Here is a 14781-nt window from a genome sequence, read left to right on the forward strand (position 1 = left end):
AAATCCAAAACAAATTCGAACCCCCGGAAACCCGGGGGTTTATTTTTTGGTTAATTTCCCTTGATGAGAATTTTCAAAAACTACGTCACCCTTTTTTGGATCGCCCAAGCAGCTTTCCTTTTGGTCAAAATCGTTTTTGCGTTCAGACCAGAAATCAACCTCTTTACTGAAGAAGCTCAATATTGGCTTTGGTCCCAAAACCTCGCTTGGCATTACTATTCCAAGCCCCCGATGGTGGCTGTTACCAACTTTTTGAGCACTTCCTTATTTGGAATCAATGAGTTTGCAATTCGAATTGTGCCTGCCATCCTGGGAATAGGATCGGCCTGGCTGATTTTTCAACTGACAGACTTATTATTTCAATCTAAAAAGATTGCATTCTGGGCAAGTATGATTCTGATTTCAATGCCCTTCTTCTTACTCTTCTCAACCTTCCATATGACCGATTCAGAATTGACATTCTTCTGGATTTTGACTTGGTATTTGTTGGCGAAAGCATTGAAAGAAAAACAAATGAAATGGTGGGTTTTTGCGGGTGTTTCAGCTGCTTTTGGGTTGGCATCCAAGCCAGTGATTCTTTTGATTATTCCGATTTTAGGCTTTTATCTTTTCTTGAGAAAGGATCTCAAAACCTATTCAAAAGAATTTGTGGTGTTTGGGTTGGTGTTTATGCTTGGTTTCTTGCCAAGCTTGATCTGGAATATGCAAAATGGATTTCAGACCTTTAAGCATATTGCCACTTTGGGTGGAGTTGAAGGTGAAAAGGAGGCTAGGACGATCCTAGATGCACTGAAAAGTTTTTCAGAGTTTATTGGGAGTCAGATGGCGATGATTTCAATATTTATGATTCCCGTGGTTTGGGTAGGAGTCAAGAGATTCAAAAAGCAGCCTGTTCCTGATGCACTTTTCCTACTGCTGCCAGCATTAGTTCCTTTTGTAGCCTTCGGAGCTTTAAGTTTCTTGACAGAAATTCAGGCCAATTGGATTGCTTTTAGCTATCCGACTCTGGCTGTTTGCTTTGCCTATTTGCTTTCTGAAAATTCCTTGAATTGGAAAAAATATCAATCTTGGGCTGTTGGATTGGGGTTGGGACTTCCACTGATTTTGTTTTTGCCGGAGGCTTTTGGTTGGAAAAAAGTCACAGGAGTAGAAAAAGTGGAGCTTGCCGCTTTTAGAAGAATGGCTGGTTATGATCAAATTGCCCAAAGAGTGATGTTCCTCCAAGATAGCTTGAAAGCAAAGGGTCCGTTTTATTATTCTGAAAGTTATCACGTTTCCTCAGAGCTGGCTTTTTACCTTCCTGATCATCCCCAAACTTATCAAGCAGCGATGGGGGCAAGAAGAAACCAATTTGACCTTTGGGAGAGCTTGGACACGAAAGTTGGAAAAGAAGCGACTGGTGTATTTGTCAGCTTGCATGAAGAATCTTCAGAAAAGGTAACTCAATTTGAAGAGTTGATTTATGAGGAGGAGTTTCCAATTTATTTTAGGGAGGTTTATCTCAGGTCAGCCAAGATTCAGTTTTGGAAAAACCTCGAAAAGTATACTCCAATCCATACTGGAGCGTATTAAGGCTTTTTCTGAATAAGATAGAACTTTTTGCCAGTCTTATTTAAGATGCTGTCGAATTCCGGTTTTCCAAAAGCGTTAATTAGATCAGGGATTGCCTTGGAGCTCCAATTGACTGATTGATCCAAAATTTGGAATTTCTCTTGGTTTAAAGAATCATAAAAGCTGTCCTCAATAATCAGAGTTTTGAATTCAGGAACCTGTTCTTGCCATCCTATTTTTTCCAAATTGGTTAATCGGGTTTCTGGGTAAAGTGACATCCGGATTTTGGAACTGGTATGGTTATTTCCTTTGAAGCCGATAGTTCCAAAATTTTGATCTGCACTCTCAATGAATTCGCTTAACTGTTGTCCTTGGTGTGGGAATGAGATCAGGGATGTGAAAAGAGTGTATCCAGGGAAGATCAACAGAAATGAAAAAGCGATGGCTTTGGGTAACTTTTCGCCTTTCCAAATCAATCTTCCTACATAGATCAAGACTATAAGAATCAGGAATAGAATGGCCCAAACTGCGTGGCCTTTGCTTGCTAGGAATATTCCGCCTCCAAACAAAATAACATTCAGAATTAAAAAGACGAGGGCCGCTATTTTTAATCCCAATTTTCGACTTTCAAATTCTCCTTTAACTAGAATCCATCCCAGATAAACTGCCAAAACCGGAGCTACAGGCAATAAATATCTTTCATACATCACGCTTGTCATGGCGCACATTCCAAGTATTGCCAAAGCCCAAAGCAAGGCAAAACCTGCAAATTGAGGGTTTTCCTTCCAAACTTTAGAAATGGAGTATTTTACCTGAGGAATAGCAAATAAAACCCAAGGGATAAACATGGCTATCAACAATCCCACTGCAATCAATCCATGTTTGAAAACTAAAAAGCTTTTGGAAGCCACTCTGACGCCTACCTGATCTCCTAAGAAACTATCCAGGTAAGTTGGTCCATGGATTTTCCACATAGCCAAAAACCAGAATAGCGCGATAAACAAACTCACCAGCAATGCTGGAATATGGATCAGACTTTTGAGAGAAGTCCTTTTCCAAGGATTGAATAGAAGATATGAAATGCCAATGCCTCCTAATGCTGCTGCAGGAAGCCCTTTTACTTCAAAAGCTAAAGCAAGCCCACTATAAAGTGCCCATGGGGCCCATTTTGGGATCGGTCCATCATTTTTTAGATATGCTCCAAAGCCCAAAGCGCTCAAAGTCATGGTCAAAACCAACAAAACATCAGGGATGGATCTGCCTGCGGAAAGTATCAAGACAGGGTTCGCTGCCATGATCAAAGCAGAAACTGCAGCGATTTTCTCTTTTTTGAAAAGGGTTTTCGAAAGCTTGAATGTCAAGCCTACGGTTGCCGCTCCCGCCAAAAGGAAAAAAATCCTTGATGCAAAGGCATTGACTCCAAAAAGTTTGAATCCAGCCAATACTGCCCAATAAGTAAGGATTGGTTTTTTGAATCGGAGTTCCCCGCTTCCCAAATAGGTAGTCAAATAATCTCCGTTTCTCATCATCTCAACTGCAGCATCCCGATAATACATTTCATCGGGATAATTCATATTGAAACTCAGGGCAAATGGTCCCACCAACAAACAGAAAATTCCCATGAGGATCCATGGATTGATTCGTAATTCTGGGGATTGGGAAAAAATCATGCACAAAGATAAGGTGATTTGGGAACTGCTAGCCAAATTTTATGTTGTATGAGCTTAACAAATCGGGGCTTTTTGCCCCAAGAATTTATTTGGCGTATTTTTGACCAAATTTTATCTCATGAGCAAGCCCCTTATTTCTGTAGTCATCACCATCTACAACGAAGAAGATAACATTAAACCCTTATTGGAAGCGACTTATGGCGCTTTGGAAAAGCTAGACTATGAAGTCATTTTGATCGAGGATGGATCGACTGATAGGACTGTTGAAGAGGTGAGGAAATATGCCAATGACCGAACCAAGCTAATCATTTTCAATAAAAACTATGGTCAAACAACTGCTTTGGCCGCTGGTATCGATATGGCATCTGGAGTCTATATCGCTACCATGGATGGAGATTTACAAAATGATCCAACTGATATCCCTACCATGCTTCAGAAAGCAATGGATGAAGATTGGGATGTAGTAGCTGGGCGTAGAGCAAATCGTAAGGATGGTTTTGTGTTGAGAAAGATTCCTTCCAAAATCGCCAATTGGGTGATCAGAAATACAACCAAAGTTTATTTGAATGATTACGGTTGTACCCTTCGAGTGTATAAAGCGGAGATTGCTCAAAACATGGGGCTTTATGGGGAGCTACACCGTTTCATTCCGGTTTTGGCCAAGCAGCAAGGAGCAAAAATGACTGAGGTGGATGTGAAACATCATCCTCGAATTCATGGGGAATCAAAATACGGTCTGAGCAGAACCTTCAAGGTGATGGCGGATTTGATCCTGATGCTCTTTTTTCAAAAGTATTTCCAGCGTCCGATTCACCTTTTTGGAGGAATCGGTTTGATTTCATTTTTTATCGGTGGTTTGATCAGTTTTTACATGCTGATCTTGAAAATCATGGGAGAGGATATTTGGGGCAGACCACTTATGATCCTTGGATTTATTATGATTTTGGGAGGAATACAATTGATCACAACAGGAATTATTGCTGAGATCATTGTTCGAACATATTTCGAATCTCAGGATAAGAAAACCTATACTATCAAGTCTGTATTTGAAGGTACTGGAAGAACTCTAAAAGGTTTGGAAGTTCAGGCTACAGAAAGTATCAATAGAATATAATTAGCGATTTCTAGTGGCTGATCAAAAGAGCGGTATTTCAAAGAAAATAAAAACTGCAGCCAAGTTGGTGTTAACCGGCTTGGCTTTGTATTTGGTTTTTAGAAAAGTAGATACCGATTCGCTTTGGGATTTGGCCAAGTCCCTCCATTTTTTCTGGTTAGTTCCGGCAATCGTTTTATTCGTTTTGAGCAAAGTGGCAACAGCTTTTCGGTTGAATCTATACTTCAAAAACATAGGTTTGCACATCTCCGAAAAGAGAAACTGGCGTCTTTACCTGATCGGGATGTTTTACAACCTATTTCTTCCTGGAGGAATCGGTGGGGATGGATATAAAGTTTATCTACTCAACAAGCACTACAAAACTTCTGTTAAAAAGCTGCTTCAGGCGGTTTTGTTAGATAGATTGGGTGGGTTGGTAGCGATTGTATTTTTGTTATTTGCCTTCTTTTTATTGGTTCAAGTGGATGTCCCTTGGTTAGAAAGCATTTGGTGGAATACCTTGATGGTTTTGGGCTTGATTTTGACGATTCCGGCCTTTTGGTTGATGCAAAAATTATTGTTCAAGGATTTTCTTCCTTCCTTTCTTTCAGCCAATGCCTCGTCTTTTGGAGGACAAATTTCTCAGCTTATTTGTGCTTGGTTTATTTTAAGAGCACTTGGGATTCAGGAGCAAATTATGGCCTACCAGTTGGTTTTCTTACTTTCTTCCATTGTGGCAGTTTTGCCTTTGACCATTGGAGGTGTTGGAGCAAGGGAATTGGTATTTATCTATGCTCATACCTATGCGGGAATTGAGGAGACAGCCGCTGTAGCATTTAGTATGATCTTCTTTTTGATTACAGCCGGGACATCGCTGGTAGGTGCTTTTGTAAAAGTGGATCTGAGGGAAGGAGTAAATGAGGGTTGAAATTATTTTCTGAAAACCGCATCATAAGGAAAGTAAAATTGTCCATTTGGTTTTAGGATTTCCCAGATAATCTGATCCTTTTCGGGTTCATATATAATTTTTAGGTCTGAAAACTCACCACTATAAGTGCTTTTGATTTTTCCGATATAGGTGTTTTCTGAAGTTTTTTTCATGAAAATTGAAGAGCCTTCCAATTCACAATCAATCCTGCCTCCATTGTAATAAACGCCGCAATGGTCACCTATCAAATCATAGACGCCATAATACTCACTGGTCTTAGTAGGGGATTCTAGGGTTACATTAACTAGACGGTCTTCTAATTCCGCTCCATAAGTATAATAGCCTTCGATTGATTGTGAGAAGGCGATAGCACAGTTATTTAATATTAAAGTGCTTAGAATTGCTGCTTTGCCAATTTTAGATAATCTATTCAAAATATTATTGTACATGGAACCTGATTAGTGTGACAATAAATCCATTTGTATCAATTGATAAATGACAACAGTCAACAAGAGTTTCACCTGTTCTTATATATCCTCCATAATGGTTTCTTTTTTTATCAAATCCATCAAAAAGACTGGCAATAGAGGATATAGGATCACCTATCTTTATTGAATTTTCGCCAATATTTAATTGGATGGAAGTGGTGTTTAAATCGAAAGAGTGGAGCTTTCCGTCTAAAAAGTAGATTTCATTTCCATCATACTGATAAAGCATGGCATACTTTTCATCTATTTCAAAATAGTATTTTTCAGCCTTAGTTGGCTTTCCGAGCGCTTGGAATAATCCATCTGATGAATTTCCGAATTTCAGTTTTTTAGTTGATCCGGGAATGGAAAGACTAATGCTTGAAATCTCTATAGCGGGAATGTCTTGTGTCGGAGTTTCTTGCCCATAAGTGAAATTAGAAACGCTTAAGAAAAAAAGAAAAACAAGAATGATTGGTAGTTTATTCATTTTGAAAGGATGTTGATAGCGGAAAAAAATCTTTTGAATACTCACTGCACTTCGATCTAAAATAGAGCCAAACTAAATGGATGTTTTCTCGTCGGTCGAGATTGCCTACCTTTGCGCAAAATAATAATTCGATGAACAGAGCAGAGCTATTTTCCCAAATTCAGAAAAAATCATCCTTTTTATGCGTTGGCTTAGATCCTGATTTGGCTAAAATCCCTTCTCACTTGAAAAATGAGGCAGACCCTATCTACTCTTTTTGCAAACAAATCATCGAAGAAACGGCAGATTTTGCAGTAGCCTACAAGCCGAATATTGCATTTTTTGAGGCTTTGGGACCAAAAGGCTGGGAGACTTTGCAAAAGGTCTTGGAATGTATGCCAAAGGATGTTTTTTCTATTGCTGATGCAAAGAGAGGAGATATCGGGAATACTTCTAAGCTATATGCAAAAGCATTTTTTGAATCCATGGATTTTGATTCCATTACGGTTGCTCCTTATATGGGAAAAGACTCTGTGACTCCATTTCTAGAGTTTGACAACAAATGGGTCATCCTTTTGGCATTGACCTCTAATATCGGTTCGCAGGACTTCCAATTGATTGAAGATGCAAACGGCAAACCACTTTTTAAATCAGTTTTGGAGAAAAGCCAAGAGTGGGGGACTCCGGATAACCTAATGTATGTTGTGGGAGCCACGCGAGGTGAGTTGATTGGAGAAGTAAGAAAGTCTGCTCCAGACCATTTTTTCCTAGTTCCAGGTGTGGGAGCTCAAGGAGGAAGTCTGTCTGAAGTTGCCAAGTATGGAATGAATTCTACTTGTGGTCTTTTGGTCAATTCCAGTCGAGGGATCATCTATGCTTCTACTGAAAAGGATTTCGCCAAAGTGGCAAGACAAGAAGCTAAAAAACTCCAGATTGAGATGAAAGATTTGATGGATCAATATCTTTAATTCGTCTAGTTAATTTTTTTTATGAAAAGCATCTCAAGTATTGATTTGAGGAGATGATTTGATAATACTAAGCCCTTAATTTTTTCAAATTTAAAGGGCTGATTTCCTTTTAATTGCCCTCATTTTTTTGAAATCTCTGAACTGCGAGATTTTTTTTCGAAATCGATTACGAAAATCAACTTAGGGCATGCGCCTTAAATCAAATTGATATTCAGTCACTTACATGATCTTTTTTTATTTAATGGTTAATACTTATTAAAAATTTTTACTTTTCTGGTATTTGATTAATTAAAAAAATGCTATTGATTAGGGCTATTGTTCTAGAAAATTTAACTCAATCTAGTTCATTTTTAAAAACCTAATTCTTTAAAAATTAAATGACCCAAAGGCCAAAAAAGTAAAAACCTATCAGCAATGAAGAAAAATTTACACAACCCATGGAAGCCTAAGCTTCTCAATGGAAGTAAGACAAGCCTTTTATTACTTCCGGGTCTCTTTATAGGGACCATATTCCAGGCTGAGGCATCGCTTGTGCCTTCCACTCTAACACCTGCAAACGTTGAAGTGGCTGATGATAAGCAAGCAGATGCAGTTGTCAAAGGGACGGTTAAAGATTCTAATGATCTACCATTACCCGGCGCAACAGTTACTATTCAGGGTACCACTAAAGGTACTGTTACCGATGTCGATGGTAATTATACTATCGAGGTGCCTGAAGGTGCAACCCTTATGTTCTCTTATATTGGATTTGAACCGCAATCGATTGAGGTTGGATCTAAGAGCGTTATTGATGTGACTTTGGCTGAAAAAGCTTCAGATTTGGATGAGTTCGTTGTGACTTCATTCGGGATGGCTAAAGAGCAAAAGAAATTGGGTTATGCTACGACTACAATCAAAGCAGATGAGTTAATTAAAGTAGGTACGCCAAACGTTGCTACTGCTCTTTATGGTAAAGCTCCTGGGGTAAGAATCCAAACAGGTGCTGGTGGTGCGACTTCTGCTGTTAACATTACCGTTCGTGGATTGAACTCTATCACCGGAAATACCCAACCGTTGATCATTATGGATGGTGTTCCGATCAGAAATGAAAACGTTTCTAATAATAATTATTGGAATGATCAGCGTCTAAGAGGTAATGGTCTTTTGGATATCAACCCAGAGGATATCGAAAATATTTCCATTCTGAAAGGAGCTTCCGCGGCTGCTCTTTATGGATCTGAAGCAGTAAACGGTGTGGTATTGATTACTACCAAAAAAGGAAAAGCAGGTAAGAAAGGGTTTTCTGTAGATTTCAATGCAAATATTGCAAGAGACGAAATTGCTTACCTTCCTCGATATCAAAATGTAAGAGGTCCAGGTGGTCCTAGCCATGTTTTTGATTTGGGTCAACAAGATGATGGATTCATTACTTATGAAGATGGGTCTAGAGGATTGCCAAATACTTCAATCAACTTCGGTCCAGAATTCGATGGACAACCTACTAAATCTTGGGATGGTGAGATCAGACCTTATGTAGCTCAGGAAGATAATTATGCAGCATTGTTCAACAGTCCTGTAAGTTCATCTATCAACGTAGCTGTTGCCAACAATTCTGAGTTTTCTGATTTCAGATTCTCTTTGACTCGTCAGGACAATGAGGCTTTGAGTTTGAACTCTAAAAACAGCAAGAACATCGCAAACTTGAATGCTACTTTCCGCATCAATAAGAAGTGGAAAACAGATGTGATGGTAAACTATGTGAACCAAAACACGAAGAACCGTCCGTACTCAATCGACCGTATGATCAACAACTTCAGCGGTATGATGTCAAGATTTGATAATGGAGCTTGGTATTTGGACAAATATCAAACAAGCAGAGGATACAAGTTTGTAACAGGAAATGGCCAGAGCTTAACTCCTGAAGAAAACATTACCAATAATGGTTTTATGAGTGCAATTGGGGACTATGTTTGGAGAGTTAACAAGCATAACCTGAATGAAATTTCCAATCGTGTAATTGGTGTATTGACAAATACTTATCAGATCACTGATGATTTGTCTTTCAGAGCTAGAATTTCAACCGACTTCACCAACAGATACTCTGAAGATAAAAGATCGACTGAAAGACCATTGGCATTCGGAAACTCCGGAATGTTCAGCATGAACAATGAGACATTCAATATTTTGTATGGAGATGTGTTCTTGACCTATACCAAGAATTTCTCTGATGATATCTCATTCAGTGCCATGGCAGGTTATACTGGCACCAAAGAAACAAGAAGAGGTTTGTTTACACGTACCAATGGTGGTTTGAGCAGTGAAAATCTATTCGATTTGATCGCTTCTAATCAGCAGGTAGTTAGTAATGCAACTAGATCCAACAGAGTAATTGATGCTTTGGTAGGTACAGCAAATTTTGATTATAAAGGATTCTGGTTTGTGGAAGGTACAATTCGTAGAGACCGTACTTCTACAATGAATCCAAATAATAATGCGTTCGTTTACCCTTCTTTCAACACTAGTATTGCGCTTTCTGAAGCAGTTGAACTTCCTCAGTTTATTACTTTCTCCAAATTGAGAGGTTCTTGGGGTATCGTGGGTAACTACCCTTCACTATACCTAGCTAATATTGCTTATACACAAAATACCCTAGGTGGAGTATTGTACACCGTAATGCCTTCTGCATTTGGAAATGACGGAATCAGACCTGAGCAAAAGCATGAGTTTGAAATTGGTTTAGATACTCGATTCTTCAACAATAGATTAGGATTGGATATTTCCTATTACAATGCTCAGATTCGTGACCAGATTCTTCCTTTGACCTTGCCTTCTACCAGTGGAGCTAGCACTGTATTGACTAATATCGGTACGTTGAGAAACAAAGGAATTGAAATGTCCTTGAATGCTACCATCATGCAGAGAGGTAACTTCATGTGGGATATGACCTTGAATTTGGCCAGAAATAGAAACACCGTTGAGAAATTGGCTAACAATGCAACGGAACTATTGCATGCTGATTATGATGGAAATGCAGCTCAGTTGAGATCTGTTGTAGGTCGTCCGATGGGAGATCTTTATGCTCACCCAATTGAGACTGATGCTAATGGAAATAACATCGTGCAACCGAATGGTTTGTATAAAATCGATGCAAACAACTGGAAGAGAGTAGGGAACTACAATCCTGATGCTGTAGGTGGTTTGATGAACAATCTATCTTACAAAAACTTCACATTCTCTGCGATGATGGATTTCCAGATTGGTGGATCTGTGATGCCAACAGGTATCAACTGGATGACTAGCCGTGGTTTGACTGAAGAAAGTACCAAATATAGAAATGAAGAGACTGGAGGATTGGCATACTATGTAAATGCTGATGGCAAAGGTGTTCAAGTAGATCATTCTATTACTGCAGGTCCAAATGGTGAGACAGTTTACCATGATGGTATGTTGATGGATGGGGTGACTGCAGATGGTCAGCCTAACACCAACGTGATTTCTCAAGCACTTTACTACCAAAGAACTTACAATTGGGGTGGACCTCAATATGGTGAATCTAGATATGAGCTGTATATCCAGGATAATACTTATTTGAAGATGCGTGAGCTTTCTTTCGGATATACTCTGCCTAAGAGCTTTGCAGATAGAATAGGTGCTAGCAACGTGAATGTTTCGGTATTCGGTAGAAACTTGTTCTTCCTATACAGAAATATTAAGGATCTAGATCCAGAGGTATTGACTGCGGGATCCAACTGGACTCAGACGATTACTAGTGCGGGTACCAACCCAGCTACCAGAACCATTGGTTTTATGCTTAGAGCTAAATTCTAATTTAGAACTCAACAAATCCAAAATGAAAATGAAATTCAAAAGTTTATATATAGGTGCAATTCTAGCGGCTTCTTTGGTAAGCTGTACTGAATCAGACTTTGCGGATAACTATACGGATCCTTCAAAAGTTGCAGAAACTACCGTAGGAAAGCAGTTCACTGGTATGATTTATACCAATAGAAATTATGTGCTTCCTTCATACAGTGATTATTTTGTAATCCATAGAATTACCAATAACCGTTACAACCAAGCCATCGGTTGGGTGAATGGAGAAAATCAATACGTACCGGGATCCTCAGCTATCAGCGATAGATGGAATGCCTTTTATCAGACTCTAGCACAGTATAGAGAAATCGAAAAGATCTATGCTGAACTTCCAGAGGTTGCTCAAGCTGATCAAAGAATCTATATGATTGCTGCGAAAACCTTCCTGTATGATCAGACTCAAAGAGTGATCGATCTTCATGGAGATATCCCTTTTTCTGAAGCGGGTATGTTAAGTACAAATGGTGGGGATTATAATATGTCCTATGCTGCTTATGATAATGCAGAAGGTCTATATACCATGATGTTAGACGAATTGGCTGACTTGGCCGATGAGATGAACACGATCACTGTGAGTACAGGGATTATGCCAGAATTCACTAATCAGGATTTGATCAACAATGGTAATCTGGATCAATGGAAGATGTATATCAATTCATTGAGACTAAGAATGCTTACCAGAGTAAGCGGATCAAGTGAGTTTGCAGCGAGAGCTAATACAGAAATCGGTGAAATACTTTCTAATCCAGGTTCTTACCCGGTAGTAACTTCAAATGAAGATTTTATTGCTTGGGATGGATATGTAATTGGTACTGCAATGCAGGCAAACTCTTTTCAGTCAGGATTGGAAGACTGGTCTGGTAACTTGGCTGGTAAAGCAATTTTGGATCACATGCTAAATAACAATGATCCAAGACTGACTTATGTGTTTGAGCCAGGTACAGAAGCGGGCGAAGGTGAATATTTAGGTCTTGACCCAATGTTGAATGCCTCTGCTCAAAATGAATTGGTAAATTCCAACACATTGACTATTTACAACAGATCTACTATTTCAAGAAACCAGAATTTCCCAGGTCTTTTGATTACCGCACCTGAAGTTCATTTCATGATAGCTGAGTATTATCTGAAAAATGGTCAAGATGCTATGGCGAAAGCTTCCTATGAAGCAGCTATTGAGGCTTCAGTGGATTTTTATCAATACTTGAGATCCTTGTCAGAAAATGGTGATTCTCCAGCTCCAGTTGTTCCAAGTGTAGGTGACATTGAAGTTTACCTATCAGGAGATGCAGTTTCTTGGGATTCAGCAGATTCTCAAGAAGCAAAAATGAAGTTGCTTGCCGAGCAAAAATGGTTGCATTTTAATGTGATTCAGCCAAATGAAAACTGGGCAGAAATGAGAAGATTGGAATTGGTAGACTTAGATTTCTGGGTAGATCAATCTAATCAGCAAAGCTTGCCTCCATACAGATGGGTTTATCCTGGATCTGAGGCAACTTACAATTCGACAAACTATGCGGAAGTACAAGCTGAAGATAATTTGACTCAGAAATTATTCTGGGCTAAATAATATTAAGTTTAGATAGATGGTGAAAGCCGTATCTCTTAAATGGGATACGGCTTTTTTTGTGGGGTGTGACTTTTTGAAAATGATCAATTAAATTATTAGATTAGTTAATAATCAATTAGTTTTTTGATGACTTTTAAAGAAGATTTTTTACAACTCGTATGGAAGTACCAATATTTTGAAAAAGCAGATCTTCAAACCACAGATGGACAAAACGTCAAGATCATCAAAGTTGGATTCCATAATTTGACAGAAGGACCGGATTTTAGAGATGCTATGATTGAGTTGGATGGGGTGACTTTTCATGGGCACGTGGAGGTACATAAATTTGCATCAGAATGGAAACAACATGCACATTCGAGTGATCCAGCATATAATTCTGTTATTCTTCATGTGGTCTGGAAAAACGATAAAAAAGTTCTCCGAAATGATGAAACCGAAATGCCAACAATCGAATTGGACGGAAGGATATTTCTTGAAATCTGGAGGAGATATGATCAGCTTTTAGATTTCAATGAAGATTTGCCCTGTGCGCATGCATTAGGTCAGGTTCCTGAAATCATCCGTTTCTCTGCTTTGGAAAAGGCCTTGGTAGGAAGACTACATGAAAAGTCTCAATTGGTTTTGAATATTCTTGAGCAAACCAATAATGATTGGGAAGAGACAGCTTATCGTTGGCTTTTTGTTTCATTTGGCTTTAAACTGAATGCTGAGGCAATGAAGGAATTGGCATCTTTGGTGCCTTACAAGATTCTTTTGAAATACCGAAATCAACTTCCTGCTCTGGAGGCGATCTTGTTTGGAGTGGCAGGGCTGATTCCTGAGCAAAGTGATGAACCTTATGTCCATTATCTAAAGTCAGAGTATCAGTTTTATCAAAAGAAGCATCAATGGAGTCAAAAAATGATTCGGAGCCATTGGAATTTCATGGGCGCCAGACCGAGTAATTTTCCAACCATCAGGATTGCTCAACTAACTTCCATTCTATCTAAAGCCCCAAATCTATTAGAAAGTGTCATTGAAGAAAGTAGAGATTTTTCGGCTTTTAAAAAGCTACTACAGGTCCAGCCCTCAGAATATTGGGAATACCATTACTCTTTTGGGAGTGAATCAAAAAGAAAAGTAAGCAAAGGAATATCTGAGCAGGTTTTGAATTTGTTGATTATCAATTTTGTCATCCCTATTTGGTTTGCTTACGGGCGGTATTTTCAAAATTCAGAATGGCAAGAAAGGTGCTTTGATCTTCTTCAAGAGGTGTCGGCTGAAAGTAATTTTATAGTCCGTAAGTTTTTCGAATCTGGGTGGAAGCCTCATAATTCATTCGACACACAAGGTATGATAGGCCTTTTCCGAAACTATTGTACTCCCAAAAAATGTCTAACCTGCAAAGTGGCTCAAAGCCTGATTCGCAGCGAAAACAAATGATGTTTGGGTATGCGCATATATTCCCGTAATTTTGCACTCCGAATCAAAAAACATTATGGAAAAACCGGTAATTATTCTGGGAGCCAAAGGAATAGCTCATCCTGCTTTGGAAATTTTTAATAGCAATCAAGTCATCGTTTATGGGTTTCTTGATGAGGATGAAAATCTTCACGGATCTGAAATCAATACCGTTCCGGTACTTGGTCATACGGAAGATGATGGATTCCTAAAGCTAATAGGAAAGAAAACTGAGGCGTTTGTTGCTGTAGATGATAACAAATACCGCAAATTTTTGGTCGAGCTTTTGAATGACAGAAGAAAGGTGCAACCGATTAATGCGATCCACCACACAGCTTACATTTCAACAGATGCCCAGATCGGTCATGGCAATTTCATCAATGCCAAAGTGACTTTGGGAGCAGGAGTTGAAATGGGGCAGCATTGTATCCTTCATACTTGTGCTATCGTAGACCACAAAGCCAAGATTGGTGATTTTGTACAAATCGGTGCAGGATCCATTATCAATTCAGAAGTAGTGATTGAAGAAGGGGCATTTATTGGTTCTGGAGTGACTGTAGTGTCTGGAGTGACTATCGGAAAGAATTCTAGAATTGGTGCTGGATCTGTTGTTATTAGCTCCGTGGGTGCGAATGAAACCGTATTTGGTAATCCCGCAGCAAAAGTAAAGTAAGATTTTCCTGAGAAAGATCAGGAAAGCAATCGCTTGAAATAAGAGTTTTGTCTGGTAAATTTGCCAGCCGTTTATATTTAAATCTTTAAAACCAAAACACCCT

General features: G+C 39.0%; 11 protein-coding genes. 8 read left to right on the forward strand and 3 right to left on the reverse strand.

Annotated features, from left to right (window positions below; translation table 11 throughout):
• The first annotated feature begins 63 nt into the window (after positions 1-63).
• Positions 64-1572: an ArnT family glycosyltransferase gene (locus BUF13_RS15380; protein ID WP_073572710.1), complete on the forward strand. Its 1509-nt coding sequence runs from the start codon at positions 64-66 to the stop codon at positions 1570-1572.
• Here BUF13_RS15380 and BUF13_RS15385 read toward each other — a convergent pair.
• The gene (locus BUF13_RS15385) at positions 1569-3173 is read right to left on the reverse strand and encodes an ArnT family glycosyltransferase (protein ID WP_166669840.1); all 1605 of its coding nucleotides are present in this window, start codon (positions 3171-3173) and stop codon (positions 1569-1571) included. The genes BUF13_RS15380 and BUF13_RS15385 overlap by 4 nt on opposite strands.
• A 166-nt stretch (positions 3174-3339) precedes the next feature.
• Between BUF13_RS15385 and BUF13_RS15390 the strand changes: the two genes are divergently transcribed.
• Positions 3340-4335 (forward strand): glycosyltransferase family 2 protein, encoded by a 996-nt coding sequence (locus BUF13_RS15390; protein ID WP_073572712.1) that lies wholly within the window; start codon positions 3340-3342, stop codon positions 4333-4335.
• Positions 4336-4348: 13 nt separating this feature from the next.
• Entirely contained in the window at positions 4349-5242 is an 894-nt protein-coding gene (locus BUF13_RS15395; RefSeq protein WP_243839749.1) for a lysylphosphatidylglycerol synthase transmembrane domain-containing protein, read from the forward strand.
• Positions 5243-5244: 2 nt separating this feature from the next.
• Here the strand turns inward: BUF13_RS15395 and BUF13_RS15400 are convergent, their stop codons facing one another.
• Together BUF13_RS15400 and BUF13_RS15405 are read right to left on the reverse strand one after the other, a co-directional pair.
• The gene (locus BUF13_RS15400; protein ID WP_073572713.1) at positions 5245-5691 is read right to left on the reverse strand and encodes a hypothetical protein; all 447 of its coding nucleotides are present in this window, start codon (positions 5689-5691) and stop codon (positions 5245-5247) included.
• Positions 5681-6199 (reverse strand): hypothetical protein, encoded by a 519-nt coding sequence (locus BUF13_RS15405; protein WP_134204496.1) that lies wholly within the window; start codon positions 6197-6199, stop codon positions 5681-5683. Before BUF13_RS15405 ends, BUF13_RS15400 begins: the two co-directional genes overlap by 11 nt.
• A gap of 131 nt (positions 6200-6330) precedes the next feature.
• Between BUF13_RS15405 and pyrF the strand changes: the two genes are divergently transcribed.
• From pyrF to BUF13_RS15430, 5 genes are all read left to right on the forward strand, one after another.
• Entirely contained in the window at positions 6331-7146 is an 816-nt protein-coding gene (gene pyrF / locus BUF13_RS15410) for an orotidine-5'-phosphate decarboxylase (RefSeq protein WP_073572715.1), read from the forward strand.
• Positions 7147-7560: 414 nt separating this feature from the next.
• Positions 7561-10953 carry a SusC/RagA family TonB-linked outer membrane protein gene (locus tag BUF13_RS15415; RefSeq protein WP_083586479.1) on the forward strand — a complete coding sequence of 1131 codons (3393 nt, stop codon included), beginning with the start codon at positions 7561-7563 and terminating at the stop codon, positions 10951-10953.
• Between the two features lie 28 nt (positions 10954-10981).
• Positions 10982-12565 carry a SusD/RagB family nutrient-binding outer membrane lipoprotein gene (locus BUF13_RS15420; RefSeq protein ID WP_083586483.1) on the forward strand — a complete coding sequence of 528 codons (1584 nt, stop codon included), beginning with the start codon at positions 10982-10984 and terminating at the stop codon, positions 12563-12565.
• Between the two features lie 126 nt (positions 12566-12691).
• Positions 12692-13987, forward strand: coding sequence for a DUF2851 family protein (locus BUF13_RS15425; protein WP_073572717.1), 1296 nt, complete (start codon positions 12692-12694; stop codon positions 13985-13987).
• Positions 13988-14042: 55 nt separating this feature from the next.
• Entirely contained in the window at positions 14043-14678 is a 636-nt protein-coding gene (locus BUF13_RS15430) for an acetyltransferase (RefSeq protein WP_073572718.1), read from the forward strand.
• The last annotated feature ends 103 nt before the right edge of the window (positions 14679-14781 follow it).

The organism is Algoriphagus zhangzhouensis (assembly GCF_900148515.1).
Taxonomy (GTDB): domain Bacteria; phylum Bacteroidota; class Bacteroidia; order Cytophagales; family Cyclobacteriaceae; genus Algoriphagus; species Algoriphagus zhangzhouensis.